The organism is Dyadobacter sp. HNCC25DJ187, from assembly GCF_056895255.1.
The window spans coordinates 21391-35916 of the sequence record NZ_JBXHAT010000007.1; the positions used below are offsets into that span (position 1 = coordinate 21391).

The window sequence follows — 14526 nt, forward strand, 5'->3', positions numbered from 1 at the left end:
TCATGCCAGAAGCACGCGAACCTTTCAAAAATCTCAGTGATCAGCCTGACATTGCTTTTCAATTTCAGCCTAATGGTAACCCTTGGGTATCTGTTGCAGCCGCGCATAACGGCACTCCTGCAGAATACCGTCGTGCAGGAAAAGTACGCTTTGTAATGGTGCAGGGTGTGATGAAAGAGTATTGGTATAATGGTGGGGTTACGCTGGATCACCTGGTGCCTCGGTATGAAAACATGGATACGGCTGATGAATATAGGCAGCAGTTAGTAGGGCTTGTAAGTAATGCAGAAGAGATAGTTTCTAATGCCAGTAAGACAATTACGAGGGGAAGAAATGTAATACCATCGGATTCTCCATTAGAAAATGAGGACACGGTGTGGCCTAGTATCGCGGGTTCGTACAGTAATTTCAATGCAGTAACGATATCAAGTGAGGAAATTACTTCCAAAATGGTTCAATTGAGGAAATTGGGAGGTGTGTGGACGAAACATACCATCACAGTTGGTGAACCATCTGAAAATTCGGTCACTCCTAAAAAAACAACTTTTATAAAAGAACGGATCGGCAAAAACAAGCACAATAAGGTCACTACTTCTCAGGGGTCTTACATGACAAATACTGGTAATATTATCAGCAATGCAACTTATTCTCTTACCGATTTTATCGACGTAGAAGAAGCGCAAACATGGTTTGGAAGAAGTATTGCCGATAATTCTACAATGAGGTACATAGCTGCATTTAATTCTGACAAAGTAGTTATGCCAGCAGCAGGAGTTTCAACTGCTACAAATACGTTCGTTAGACAGACAGGCGTCAAGTACGTTAGATTAAGTATCTGGACGTCAGGAGTTGATCAATTTCAATTTGAAATAGGAAATGCAGGGACGGATACTGAACAATATACAGTTAGAGAAATAATGGGATCTTCTGTAGAGGTAGATAAACTAACACCGGAATATGCGGATATTCTTCGTGACAAGTTTGAGAATGAAATGGTATTGCCGGATACCGGCATAGCATTTCAGGCAATTAGTGCTTTGCAAACAAAATTCATAGCCCCTGGTAAAAACCTTTTTAACATAGCGGACGGGCAATTGGGTAAGTATGTGCAAGCCTCAAATGGCGTAATAGCCACGAATGCGGCATACAATGTGACAGGCTTTATTCCGGCAAAGGAAGGAGTAAGTTATACTTTGAGCTATAAAAACCAGATAGCATGGTTTGACAAGCGTAAGCGGTTTATCATTGGTAGCACTGCTGCTGACACCAGTAAAGTTCAAATAGCACCAGCGCGTGCTGCGTTTTTGGTTTGCTCTGTAGCGGTAGGCGCCTGGACAAACTTTCAGGTAGAATTAGGATCTTCTGAAACTACACCCGTACCTTACGGTTTAACGCTGGATGGTTTGATAGAGGCTTCGAAACTAAGCCAGGAGTATATACCAACGTTGGCCAATGCATTAGTTTCACTGTTGTCTCTAGGGAACAGCAACATAAAGACCGGATCTATTTCTGCAGTAAAAACTTCTTTTATTAGAAGGGGGAAGAACCTGTTTAATATTAAAGATCCTAATGTTCGTACCGGGTTTTACGTAAGTGCAACAACCGGAAATCTGATTGCGAATGCTGCGTACAACAGCACTGGATTTATGACGGTAGCAACGGCAGATATATACACGTTGAGCTATAAGAATCAGATTGCCTGGTATGATGCGAATTTTGTATACATATCTGGAAGTAATGCTAGTGATACAAACAGAACTCAGACGGCACCGGCGCGTGCAGTATATTTAAGGTGTTCGGTAGCTGTCGGAGCATGGGGGGCTTTCCAGGTAGAAGCAGGCTCTGTTTCATCATCTACAGAGCAGTTTAAGCAGCAGATAGGCGAAGAAGATGGTGCACCAATCTGGGCGACCCACGTCAATGAGGCTATAACTGAACCTGTTATTTCTCCGATTTTGTATGTACCCAAGGGCAAGGATATATCTATATTCTATGAAAATCTTTGTAGATATGAATCGGAATGGAAAGGTAAGCTGGAAGTATCTTTTACATCTGCTAAAGTGACAGGTCGGGCAGCAAAAAGTACATTTGGTGAAATAGGGAACACCGCTGGTGTAATCAGAGCTTATGATAAATTTTTCAGCCTTATTCACACTAAGAGCTTCACTATTAAAACAGTCACTGAGGTTATAAGCGCAGGGATTGAAATGATGCTTATTGGGGACAGCTACACCTTTCGGTCAACATTCATCAACGCACTTATGGCCGCTGCGAGCGCTCAGGGTGTTGTTGTTAAATTCCACGGGTTGCGGAGATCTACCAGTTCTTCTCCGCTTGTTAACTGTGAAGGGCGTGGCGGTTGGACACTGGCAAATTATTTCACGGTAAATAGCCTTTTGTTTACACCATTTTTGCAACCTCAAGATCCCTACCGTTACTTCGGTAACACATATTACTGGATTAATGCACACAATAACCCAGAGAATTATGATACGCAACGTGTTGACGGTACCTATCTTGCAAGATTTTCACCCACCACAGGTCTATTACTTGCGCCGGCGACAAATGATGTGATGTATTTCAATGCTGATTCGGCTTATAAAAGGTGGGATGGGTCTGCATGGGTAAATGTGACCGGGCTGGTTTGGAGTTTTCAATTTGGTAAGTATGCGGCAATGTTTGGCTTTACACCTAATGTTGTGCCTATATTACTGGGCACAAATGATTTTGCACAAGCAACTCCTGCCACATTCGACGGTTTATATGCTACATATAAGGGACGGTATGATACGATGATAGCAAGTATAAAAGCGTACAACGCTAATACTAAAATCATTGTTGGTGTTCCAGTAACTTCAGGAAAACAGGGTGGGATTGGCACATATGCAACTGAGCGTCGGCATGATGCCTATTGGCAACTTGCAAGAAATCTCTATGCCGATTTTGGAAATAGGGAGTCTGAGAAAATATTTATAGCTGACTATCACAGCTGTATTGATCGCGTAAATGGATATGATTCTGTTGATGAACTTCCTTTTGCGGAATATACGGGAACAGCGCGCGATAAGTATATGTCAGATTTCACGCACCTGAATTCTGATGGGTTTGCCAGTATGGCCACTTTGTTCTACGGTGCTGTTCAAAGTTAACCCACCCCTTCCCCCTGTCCAACGCCTGCGCGTGAAAACATCCCAAATTGCCTACGTTTTAAAACCAGACGTAATGGCATTTTGGGATTTGTTTTTTCCGGTCGCCCCGGATATAAGTATGGCGGCGTTTTTCGGGACAATCGCCCGGCTGCTCGATGGTGAGAAACGCGGAAAGACACGCATGGTGACGCTGGTAATTGCCAATTACCTGATCGCCATCTATTTCACCGAGCTCATTGGTGAGCTTACAGGCTGGAAGGCTTACAAGGGCATTTCGTTTGCGATCGGTTTCGGAGGGTTTGCGATCGTGGAAGGATTCATCAACAAAACCTTCGATAAAATAGCAGAAAATATAAAACTGTCGAAAAATGGAAAATCTGATAGCTCCCTTGAGTAACGCGATGCACATTTTATTTCTGTGCGGGATGATCTACGCAGCGCTGATCCGTCTCACGGACGGGAACCGGGAACACTTTCTGGAAAGAATATCGCTGGTGCTGGTAGCCCTGGGTGCGTTTGCGCAAATCACCAAAGCAGCCCACCCGAGCGGTACCAGCTTTGAGGTCAATATCACGCATCTCGGCGTGGCCATGTGGATGATCCTGGAAGTGTATAAACTTAAATATAAGGTACGACGATGAGACTTACACAAGCGCAGCTGATCAAGAAGTTCGGCAACCCGGTACAGAACAACCGGCTATTTGAGGCTAAATGGATGGAGATTTGGACAGTGCCTGCTGCATTGGAAAAAGCTATTCCATGCCTGCCTACCAAGATTTACATCAACAAACTGGTGCGGCCGCACCTGGAAAAAACATTGCAGGACCTGATCACAGCAAAGCTGCATACCGAGATTGTGACCTACGACGGGTGCTTCAATATCCGCACCAAACGCGGCAGCTCCGGTATTTCTTCGCATGCCTTCGGTATTGCTGTGGATTTCAACGCGCAAACCAATCCATTCCGCGGAAAGGTAACCTGGTCAGACCGCTTCCTTACCGTATGGCGTAACAACGGCTGGATCTGCGGCGCTGACTGGTCAGATGCAAGTAAAGACGGAATGCATTTTCAGGGGGATAACTTTTTGAAATAATGGGCGTACTACTCTGGATCGTATCAAAGCTGCTTACCCGATCACTTCGGTTTCCTTTTTTGTTCCACACCATCGCCGACGGTATCCGTTATGGCGATTTCTGGAAGCGGATCAATGAAACCTTTCTGGATGCTGCCTATGCGGAAGATGTATATGGCAATACCACTTTCCGTTCCCTGCTTAATGCACTGTTCACCCAAAAGGGAGGCTATCTGTACGGGCATAAGAAAGAAACCGTCAGCAGCGCCACTGGCAAAGGACAAGTGCTGGAAAAACAAACGATACTCGGTGAAGGATTGGCCGGGTTTCTGGCGATGATTGATAAAAGTCACAGCTACAAATCAATAGAGAAAGATGGCTACGCATTCAACGGCTGGCACATTCCGGAACCTGCCAAAGTAGCCTGGTGGAAAACAGCGCTGTTCATGCTCTGCTTCGCCGCCACGTTTATATCCACCACCTGGCTGGAATGGTGGATATTCGTGACAGTGGTTAAGTTCATTTATCCTTATATAGTATAGCCAAATGGATATAATACCACAATTGGATTCGCCTAAAAACTGGCCAGAAGATTATCCGGAAGGAGAAAATAAATATATCTGTAAATGTGCTGTATGTGATGAGTTTTTTTTTGGAAACAAGCGTCGCGTAGTCTGTAGAGATTGCATAGTTGATCATCCAAAGGCATTGAAACCCAAACCTCAATTTTTTGCGGTTTGCTTTCCTGCTTTACAGGAGATTGCGAAAATTAAAGGGTATAACCTGGTTATGCATGGCAGCATGAATAGGGATATGGATTTGATTGCAATACCTTGGGTTGATACACCAAAGCCTGAAATGGATCTCATACAGGCGTTTGATATACATTTAAGGGGAGTTCAGTACGACACTGATATAGCTGAGCGCGGTTATATGTTTTCTGTATTGCCAGGCGGTAGACATTCCTATGTTATAAATCTGAACAGGGGTGGTTACTGGAATAGTCACACAGATGAACAGTATTATTTAGATATCAGTATAACGCCTGCTGGATCAAACGAACCTCCATGCTCGAAATAAAAAACACCTCCGGACTTACCCTGCAACTCCCACCAGGGCAGAAGCTCACGATCGAAATCAACAGCACGATCTTCGACACCGACGATATCATACGAGGCAGCTATTCGTACCCGTTCAAATTTCCCCTGAATGAGAACAACCGGCGTTTCATCGCGCACGGACATCTGCCCGAAAGTCCTTTGGAACCCGATCTGCAGGTGCACGTCCGCGCCGGTGCGCATGCGTTTGTTGCTACTCTGACCTACAAGACATCCGGCAAATATGCAGATGCTGCGTTGCTGATAGATCTGGGAGAGCTGGCGGATAAGATCCGGAACGTGCCTGTGAGGGAGTTTGTGACGGAGCGGTTTTTCTTTTATGCCGGTGATGACCTTACCCGTACCAGTATCGCCACACTTGCCTACGCAGAACCCAATACCTACCCGATCGTATTCCCGCCCTTCCACAATGAAGATATGGTGGAAGCAGATTTTAAGCCCACAGCAAACTATCAGCGGCCATTGGTGACCAACTTCTGGCATGTGGGCAAACCGTTACCTGCGAGTTCCGGCGTTCACCTGGGTAACGGCGACAGGCTACTGGTACCCATGGTGTATGTGTGCTGGCTGATATCCTATATATGTACTAAGCTAGGATTTGCTGCATCCGGAACATTGTTCACGGATCCGTTACTTTCCCGCCTGATCATCTTCAATACCCAAACCATGCCCGGGATGGATACCACCACCGGCGGCTACACGGTTGAGATCGGCAGGCACCTGGGAGATTATTCGATATCGGAATTTTTCAAATCCCTGCGCAGCTACATCGGCCTGAGTATAGATATCAACGTCACGGCCAAAAAAGCCATCTTCAATACCTATAAGTCACTTTCACAGGAACCCAAGTACACCGACCTGAGCAGCTACGTGGTCCCTGGTACGGTGGGGGTGGAAAAATCGGAAGTGACGGGATTCACTGTGAAAACATACGAGGATAGTAACGATAAGTATGTGCGCTATGTGCCTTTCGTTTTCGATAATAAGAACATTCAGCCCAAAGAACTGAAGACCACCTTTTCATTTAATGTGGGTGATAATGCAAAAGATTTGTCGCTGTCGGTTGGTACCCTTCGGATGGATAGCTTTAAGAGTACCAGCAATGTTACCAATGCCGGTCCTAATTGGCTTTTACCAGCTGCCAAACAAGCCGGTAATTTGGCAGACCCTTTCTTCGAAAAATCTGCCAACTATTCACCGTACTTCGATGCGAATGATCCGGATAAAATCCCGCCTGCAAAAAATCCCTGGGGATTGCGGATGCTGATCTACTGGGGTAACCAGCAGGATACGGCTGGAAATTTTTATCCGTATGCCAGCTCGGTTTCTTACAACTCGAAATATGAAGTGTTCGGTGGGCTATCCCTGCTCCCTGGTGAGCCGGACGATATCTGGCAGCGTTACCAGAAACCGTACTATGAATTCCTGGCCTATGCCAAGAAAATCACCGTGCTGATGAAACTCACCGTATCAAAGCTGAGTGATGTCAGCACATCGGTACCTGTAGGTTTCAAGCTGGAAAACTTTGTTTTAGGCCGGTACCTGCTTGAATCGATGAAGTACGAACTACCCGCACCAGATGGCCATTTGCTGGCAGAAATCGAAGTACGCCAATCTGTACCAAAACTATTGAGAGCACAAAGCCCGCTCGATAGTAAGCTGATCAATACCTGGATACAGTTGAAGTTGGAAAACCCTACCATTATTCCGAACGGGAATAACAGCCGGAATACGGAGTACGTGGATATCGTGGCCTACATCTGGAAAGATGGCCTTTTCACCACACCGGAAACGCAGCTCGGTTTTAACTGCGAGTACCGCAAGTGCACAACTGATTACGACACCGTAGGCGGTAATAAAAAAGTATGCACAAAGGAAAGTGTCTACATCTCAGGCCACAGAACGGTAATAGAAACGCAGGTTAATTCCGCGATATCAGGCAACCCGCAAGGGCTGATCAAATGGGTTACCTGGGCGATGTTGGACGGTGAAGGATATAGAGCACGATGAACTACACAGACTTAGACCTCAATGCCCGAATAAACCTGAAGGGCACATACGAATCCTTTCTAAAGATCGCAGTGGATCGCTTCAAAAAGGAGCAGGATAAAAAGCTGTATGGTACCCGGCGCAAGCTCACCAGATCAAAGAATCTGTACAATAGCTTTGGCCGGAAGTTCACCATGTCGGCTTCCGGGCTGGATGTGTTGAAGATTGATTTCCTAATGTATGGCCGCTTTATAGATATGGGTGTGGGACGTGGTGTGAATACCAATGCAGCCCAGCTCCGGAAACGATATGGTATACACCGAAAGGATGTGCCACGTAAGCCTATTAAATGGTATTCAAGAAGAAAGACTTCGGAAGAAAAACGCCTGAGTGAAATACTCGCTCAGCGCTATGGCATGGGCATGATCCAAATGGCAGAAACCCTGCTGAGTAATACTGTAACAGTTAATATGTAGAGAAATGGCAAAGGTAAACGAGCAGGCCGTTATTCAGCTGATCATCAAAGGTGAGCAGTCAAAAGCTACGATCAAAGAAGTACGCACCACCATGATCGGTCTGGAACGGCAGCTGCTGAACATGAAAAAGGCAGACGATCCTGCCGGTTTCGAAAAACTCCGTAAGGAACTTGAAAAGGTACGTGCTGCACATACGGCCATGATCAACGAAGTGCGTGGCGGCGCAGGATCCTTAAAGCAATTTTCTCTTTCCTGGAAAGATATACTCGGCGGGGTAGTGGGTGGAAATATTGCGACGCAGGCTATACAAAAACTGGTTTCAACCATCCCTGCGCTGATAGGCATAAATGGTGAGTTGTCGGATTCCCTGGCTGATGTATCCAAACAAACCGGATTAACTGGTGATGATCTGGAAGGGTTGAATGACGATCTGAATAAAATAGATACACGTACACCGGTTGAAGAATTGCGAAAACTGGCTGTGGTGGCTGGTAAACTTGGATTCGATACGAGAGAGGATGTGCTCAGTTTTGTGAAGGCTGCTGATATCCTGAATGTAGCACTCGGTGAAGATCTGGGCGGCAATGTGGAAGAAGCCCTGAACGATATCGGAAAGCTGGTAGAGATATTCGGCTTGGAAGAAGAATTCGGTATTGAAAAGTCGATGCTGAAAGTGGGATCTGCTATCAATACCGTGGGGGCAAGTTCTGCAGCAAACGAAGGTTACCTGGTAGCCTGGACAAAGCGGTTTGCTGGTATTGCGCCAAACGCGGGAATCAGCATAGCCGATACATTGGGATTGGCTGCGACGATGGATATTTTGGGGCAAAGCTCTGAACTGTCTGCCACGAACATTGGCAAGATGATCATGGCACTTGGGAAGGATGTCCCAAAATTCGCCAAACTGGCCGGCATGGAAGTGAAAGAGTTTAGCCAATTGCTGCGTACGGATGGCAACGAGGCATTTATACGCGTACTGGAAGGTGCTAAAAGCACAACCAAAGGTGTGGAAGGACTGGTGGATACGTTGGAAAAGCTGGGTATTGAAGGCAGTGAAGGTGCCCAGGTGTTGGGTGCACTCACCAAAAATACCGATCTGCTCAGACAACAGCAGGATATCACCAATGCCAGCTTTGAAAAAGGAACGTCGGTGATCGATGAGTACAACGTCAAAAATGAAAACTCTGCTGCCATCCTTGAAAAGATAGGGAAGGTGGTGACTGCCTGGACGGAGAAAGCAGCTGCAAGCCTGGATCCGCTGATCAGGACTTTTGGCCGGTGGTTTGGTGTGGTAAGTGAGATGGATGAAAAGATGGCCGAGCTGGCAACCCAGCAAAACAAAGTATTGGCTGCTGAATCGAAACTACCCGGATTGATAAAACGCTACGACGAACTGAGCATAAAAACGGATAAGACAGCCACGGAGTCGGAAGAACTCCGGAAGATTATGGCGGAGATTGCCGAAGTGGTACCAGGAGCAGCGTATGAGTTTGATAAGTATGGCAATGTGCTGGGTGTGGATATCGGACTTGTGCAGGAATTCATTATTGAACAGCGCAGGTTATTGGATACCATGCGCAGTAGCAGGAAAGAAGAAATTTCGCATGATAAGGAAATGCTGCAACGAAGGGCTGCACGATTGAAAGAGACACTCAATCGTGGTACTGTGAGAGAGCAGGATACGGAAACCGGTAGTGTATTTGAGCGCAAAATGCGTGCAGATGAGATAACAGCAGGAAGAAAGGAACTGGCAGAGATTGAAAAGCAGCGCCTGGATATCGTCAAAAAGGAACGTGAGTTGAGCGGGATTGCAGACAAAGCTGCCGGCCGCGCTTCCCGTACCGTAAAAACCAAGGAAAACGAAATTGACAACAGCCCGATCGCGCTGAGTGAAGAGCAAAAGAAAAAAGCGGAACAGGATGCGAAAAAAGCCCTGGAAGATCGGAAGCGTTTAAACGATGATCTCCTAAAGAATCAGCAGCAACTGACCCTGAACACTTTAAAAGAGCAGGAGAAAGAGTTGCAGGCTGTGAAGTACAAGTATGATGAGCTGCGAAAACGGGCAAAGGGGCATGCTGCTGAAATCGCAGAAATTAATGAACAACAAACGCAGGAAGTAGGGCAGATCAACGACAAGTACAATAAAAAGTACCTGGGCGATTTTGACAAGACGATCCGCGGTCAGCTAAAATTCCTCAATTCCCAAACCAAAGACGAAAACGAGTACCAGCAAAAACGTGCTGACGACCGGGCAAAGCGTGCCGACAAAGAGCTGTTTGAAATCAATGATCATTACCAGCGTGAAATTGCCCAAGCTAAAGCCAAGGGGGAATCGATTGTAGAGATTGAAAAGCTATGGCGTGCAGAAGTTGAAAAGCTGAATGCTGAGCGTACCCTAAAAGAAACGGATTCATTCCTGAGTGGGATTTTTGACAGCTATCGTAGTGAAATTTCTCTTGCCGATGAAGCTGGTACCAGTAAGGAAGATATTGTTCGTTCCCACTTGGAAAGGTTGCGATTGCTCCGGGAGCAGTACGGCGCGCTGGATGTAGAACAGCAGAAGAAAGTAAACCGGGAGATCGCGAAAACCGACCGTGATTTACTCGCAATTCGCCTGGACAATGTGACGAAGACGGGCGATGCTATGCGAATGGGTGGGCAGGTAATCGCCGATGTACTGAGCCTGGCCGCAAGTAACCAGAGTGAGTACGCCGAGTTTCAAAAGGCGTTAGGGTTATTCCAGATTGCCGTGGAAACGGGAACGGCTGTGGCTGCGGCTGTTGCCCTTGGTACCAAAGGAGATCCTTACACGGTAGCCCTCCGGATTGCTGCTGCAGTAGCGGCGGTGTCTGGCGGGATGTTAAAGGCGAAACAGTTGATGTCGGAAGCAGAAGAGCCAAGTATGCCTGCATTCCGGGAACATGGCGGCTTCACCGATATCGGATCTATATATAAGGATAAGAGCGGGAACCCGGAAGGTTGGGTATCGCGCCCGACGTTGTTCGATCTGGGACCGCGCAGCTACATTGCCGGTGAAGGACATAAGGCTGAATATGTACTCAGCTCGGCCATGCTGAAAGATCCGGCGATCGCAGATTTTGTAGGAGGTGTAGAAGCGCTGAGACAACAGCGGCATTTCGAAAGCGGCGGCAGTACTGCTATGCCTGCGAAACGTAGTACAAGTGGCCCGGTGGAATCAAATGCCGAAGTAGTAATGCTATTGCGTGCGATCCTGGCGAAAGAAGGTAATTGGAATTATTCATTCTTGGAAAGATATACGGATGACCTGGACAATATCCGGAGCCGCGCAAGTGCCTGAGCAATTACAAAAATTACAAAAAAAGGAGCAATTCTGAACGGAGCCTGTGAGAAATCACGGGCTTCTTTTTGGTAGTTGAAAAAATAAATTGAAAATAATTGTCAACATATGTTAACAATCTAAATATTATTCTTACCTTTGAATTGTCAAGTTAATTAATCAGAAACAATTTAAACGGTACGAAAATGAACCTTTACGCAAAACTTAAATTCGAAAACAGCAACAATCTAGATAACCTTGCTAAAATTGACGAAGCGGCATCACAAGCCATTGAAAACGGTGTTCAGTATTACGAACATGCTGTATCTGAAACAAATTTAGATGAGAACGGTCAATTGCATTTGACGTTTGTTGAAGGACAAAACTTAGATTCTAGCGACGAGCAAGAAGCTACGGAGTCAGCACGCGAGATGTTTTTAGAAAAATTTGCTGAGATAGTAGATTCCGAATATTCGGAATTAAGATAACATAAACATCCCCGCCACTGGTACGATTGAAAAATGTCAAGTTAATCAGTCTTAATTCCAGCGTGGCGGGGACTCTGCAAATATACAAAAGGATGGAGTGGAAACAGAGGTATGAAAGAATGAAGGCGCACTATGCATGGAAGGATGCTGATGTGGCCGAGATTACAGGGAATAGCCCTGGCAGTGTACGCACGGTGTTGAATAGGCCGGGGAAGTTTCCAAGGTGGTTGCGACTGGCAATAGTAGTTTTTGAGAAGGAAAATAATTTGGCCTCTGATTAATCAGAGGCTTTTTTTGTTTTAGCGTTGGCGTAAAAGTTGGACAAAGAAACCATGTCGTTTTCCGTATCTTCTTCCACAATGTGGACATACCGCATGGTCGTATTGATATTAGAGTGCCCCATGATCTGCTGAAGGTTGGTCACTTTCCCGCCGGCTCTTATGTAGGTAGTGGCGAACGTATGCCGGCCGATATGAAAGCCGGATACATCTATATGTAGTTTTTCCCCTATCCGTCGCAGAACTTTCCGGCCATAGGGCTCGGTAATTTTGAGAGCTTTTGCCTGTGCTTCGTTTTGCAAGTCCACACAATCCTGTAGTAATTCCATGGCCCGTTCATCGATGTGGACATATACGGTTTTTAGCTTTTTGGTAAGTACCTGCTTTGTCGGGTGGAATATCAGTTTCCGGGCTTCTTTGTAGTCGGCCAGCTTCTGGTTGTTTATTTTCAGGATATCGGAGATCCGCAGGGAAAGATGGCACGCAATGAGTAGTCGGCACAAGCTTAGTTTGTCGCCGATAGGGATATCACCCTGGTAGTAGTTCATGAGCTCGGCCACTTCCGATGGCCGAAGGTGCTCGATAATCTTTACGTCCTGGTGCGTTTTTACATCGGCATTCTCGAACGGATTCTTCAGCGGAATTTCATCTTTAATTGCCAGGTTGATGTATGCCTTGATATACTTCATGATGTTGGCAATGGTGTTCCCATCCAGTTTTTTCTTTTCCTTGCTACGCCGGTTGTTCTGTTTCTGCATCCAGTGCTCAAAACCTTCAATGAATTTTTTATTGAGCTCCTGAAACTTGATTTCCTTTTTAAAGGTGGTGAGCCAGATCCAGGTGTTCACATGCGACTTCATCGTGGACTCGCTTATTTTTTTTCGTTTGTAGCGTTCCTTTATTTTATCGTACATATAAGCAGCAAAATCTTTCATCCGGAGATAGTTGTTATACATCTCCATGAAATCGTGCATCGTGATTTCCTTCCCTTGTAGCCGGCAGGTGATGAAGATATCGTTTGCCTTCGCTATCGCTTCCCTGATCACCAGGTTATAGTCGTTACATTCCGGATCCTGCTTTGTACGTGGCAGTAGCTGATTGTTTTTTTCATTTAGAAGTGCCTTTGGCCAGTCAAGTTCCAGGCTGATCTTATCCCATTCATTGTTCACACCCACCAATAAATACAGGGCGTTATGGCCATTCTTCTTCGTGTAATCCTTATTGCAGCGCAGTCCTATGGTGGTTTTCATGGAAAAACTATTTGGAAGTAATTTTGAAAATGCCAGCCGGATGTTGACCTTTTGGAAGCGTCTTGAAAGTGAAAAAACCCCTCATACGCATAGTATGAGAGGTTTTTCGTTACTATTGTTGGCCGACAAGGACTCGAACCCTGAATGAGACAACCAAAATGTCCAGTGTTACCATTACACCATCGGCCAAAACCGTAAATAGTGCTGCAAAAGTAAGTAGGATGATTTAATTTGTCAAGTCTTTGTGAAAAAAAATTTAAATACTTGATAGTTCTACCGGTCCGGCAATCTTTTTAACCAGTCCCTGAAGCACTTTTCCTGGTCCTGATTCCGTGAATGCCGTAGCTCCGTCCGCTACCATAGCTTCCACCGATTGCGTCCAGCGAACTGGTGCGGTTAGCTGTGCGATAAGGTTTTCGCGTATCACACTGATATCAGTGGAAGGCTTTGCATTTACATTTTGGTAAATAGGGCAGATTGGAGTCTGGAATTCTGCAGCTTCAATTGCTGCTGCCAACTTTTCGCGGGCAGGCTCCATCAGTGGAGAATGGAAGGCACCGCCAACCTGAAGTATCAATGCTCTTTTTGCTCCAGCAGCTTTCAGTAGCTCACATGCTTTTTCAACACCTTCAATACTTCCGGAAATAACTACTTGACCGGGGCAGTTATAATTGGCAGGAACTACGATTTCGTCAGTGATAGAAGCGCAGATATCTTCTATGGTTTTATCGTCCAGGCCCAGAATAGCAGCCATAGTTGATGGACGGATTTTACAAGCTTTCTGCATAGCATCTGCACGTTGCGCAACCAGCTTTAAACCCTCTTCAAATGGCAGGCCACCTGCTGCTACTAAAGCAGAGAATTCTCCAAGTGAATGGCCTGCAACCATATCAGGGGCGAAGTCAGCACTGGTTTTAGCAAGCGCAACTGAGTGAATAAATATAGCGGGCTGGGTGACATTGGTTTGTTTCAATTCCTCATCTGTGCCCTCGAACATGATTTTGGTAATGTCGAAACCCAGGATTTCGTTAGCAGAATCAAACAGCGCTTTCGCTGATTCAGAAGATTGGTACAGATCAAGTCCCATACCTTTAAACTGAGATCCCTGGCCGGGGAAAATATATGCCTTCTTCATAAAATGTGTAGTGGATTACATTTCTGGTGATAAAAAAAAATAGCCTGACTCGTGAGAATCAGGCTACAAAGAAATTATTTTTTCTAATATAATTAGAAAGAATAATTTTTCTACCTAACGATTTGGACCCAACCTTTAATGGTAGTCGGTTTGGGGTTTCTGGTTGCGGATTCGAATGTTACTGATACTTCATAGTAGTATTGTCCTGCTGCGAGTTCTTTACCCGCATTTGTTTTACCATCCCAGTTGATGTTTACATCTTTTGTTTCATAT

14 protein-coding genes are annotated in these 14526 nt (G+C 45.6%); 11 read left to right on the plus strand and 3 right to left on the minus strand.

Annotation, left to right across the window (positions count from 1 at the left end; translation table 11 throughout):
- The first annotated feature begins 2 nt into the window (after positions 1-2).
- The 11 genes from AC1XUE_RS25675 (at position 3) to AC1XUE_RS25725 (ending at position 11871) form a co-directional block, all read left to right on the plus strand.
- Entirely contained in the window at positions 3-3149 is a 3147-nt protein-coding gene (locus AC1XUE_RS25675) for an SGNH/GDSL hydrolase family protein (protein WP_483358857.1), read from the plus strand.
- Between the two features lie 31 nt (positions 3150-3180).
- The gene (locus tag AC1XUE_RS25680) at positions 3181-3546 is read left to right on the plus strand and encodes a hypothetical protein (RefSeq protein WP_483358858.1); all 366 of its coding nucleotides are present in this window, start codon (positions 3181-3183) and stop codon (positions 3544-3546) included.
- A gap of 28 nt (positions 3547-3574) precedes the next feature.
- Complete coding sequence (locus tag AC1XUE_RS25685; RefSeq protein WP_483358859.1) at positions 3575-3790, plus strand: hypothetical protein; 216 nt, start codon at positions 3575-3577, stop codon at positions 3788-3790.
- A complete protein-coding gene (locus AC1XUE_RS25690; protein ID WP_483358860.1) occupies positions 3787-4242 on the plus strand; it encodes a M15 family metallopeptidase in 456 nt (151 codons plus the stop codon). The genes AC1XUE_RS25685 and AC1XUE_RS25690 overlap by 4 nt, the downstream gene beginning before the upstream one ends.
- Positions 4242-4763, plus strand: coding sequence for a hypothetical protein (locus AC1XUE_RS25695; RefSeq protein WP_483358861.1), 522 nt, complete (start codon positions 4242-4244; stop codon positions 4761-4763). Before AC1XUE_RS25690 ends, AC1XUE_RS25695 begins: the two co-directional genes overlap by 1 nt.
- A 4-nt stretch (positions 4764-4767) precedes the next feature.
- Positions 4768-5301 (plus strand): hypothetical protein, encoded by a 534-nt coding sequence (locus tag AC1XUE_RS25700; RefSeq protein WP_483358862.1) that lies wholly within the window; start codon positions 4768-4770, stop codon positions 5299-5301.
- Positions 5289-7349: a hypothetical protein gene (locus AC1XUE_RS25705; protein ID WP_483358863.1), complete on the plus strand. Its 2061-nt coding sequence runs from the start codon at positions 5289-5291 to the stop codon at positions 7347-7349. Before AC1XUE_RS25700 ends, AC1XUE_RS25705 begins: the two co-directional genes overlap by 13 nt.
- Positions 7346-7804 carry a hypothetical protein gene (locus AC1XUE_RS25710; protein WP_483358864.1) on the plus strand — a complete coding sequence of 153 codons (459 nt, stop codon included), beginning with the start codon at positions 7346-7348 and terminating at the stop codon, positions 7802-7804. Before AC1XUE_RS25705 ends, AC1XUE_RS25710 begins: the two co-directional genes overlap by 4 nt.
- A gap of 4 nt (positions 7805-7808) precedes the next feature.
- On the plus strand, positions 7809-11123 hold the full coding sequence (locus AC1XUE_RS25715) for a phage tail tape measure protein (RefSeq protein WP_483358865.1): 3315 nt from the start codon (positions 7809-7811) through the stop codon (positions 11121-11123).
- Positions 11124-11308: 185 nt separating this feature from the next.
- Positions 11309-11590 (plus strand): hypothetical protein, encoded by a 282-nt coding sequence (locus AC1XUE_RS25720; RefSeq protein ID WP_483358866.1) that lies wholly within the window; start codon positions 11309-11311, stop codon positions 11588-11590.
- Positions 11591-11682: 92 nt separating this feature from the next.
- The gene (locus AC1XUE_RS25725; protein ID WP_483358867.1) at positions 11683-11871 is read left to right on the plus strand and encodes a hypothetical protein; all 189 of its coding nucleotides are present in this window, start codon (positions 11683-11685) and stop codon (positions 11869-11871) included.
- Here the strand turns inward: AC1XUE_RS25725 and AC1XUE_RS25730 are convergent.
- The 3 genes from AC1XUE_RS25730 to AC1XUE_RS25740 all read right to left on the minus strand — a co-directional run bounded on the left by AC1XUE_RS25730 (position 11868) and on the right by AC1XUE_RS25740 (position 14504).
- Positions 11868-13118 (minus strand): tyrosine-type recombinase/integrase, encoded by a 1251-nt coding sequence (locus AC1XUE_RS25730; protein ID WP_483358868.1) that lies wholly within the window; start codon positions 13116-13118, stop codon positions 11868-11870. The two genes, AC1XUE_RS25725 and AC1XUE_RS25730, sit on opposite strands and share 4 nt — an antisense overlap.
- 256 nt (positions 13119-13374) lie before the next feature.
- Positions 13375-14253 (minus strand): ACP S-malonyltransferase, encoded by an 879-nt coding sequence (gene fabD / locus AC1XUE_RS25735; protein ID WP_483358869.1) that lies wholly within the window; start codon positions 14251-14253, stop codon positions 13375-13377.
- 110 nt (positions 14254-14363) lie between these two features.
- A complete protein-coding gene (locus tag AC1XUE_RS25740; RefSeq protein ID WP_483358870.1) occupies positions 14364-14504 on the minus strand; it encodes a hypothetical protein in 141 nt (46 codons plus the stop codon).
- Between the last annotated feature and the right edge of the window lie 22 nt (positions 14505-14526).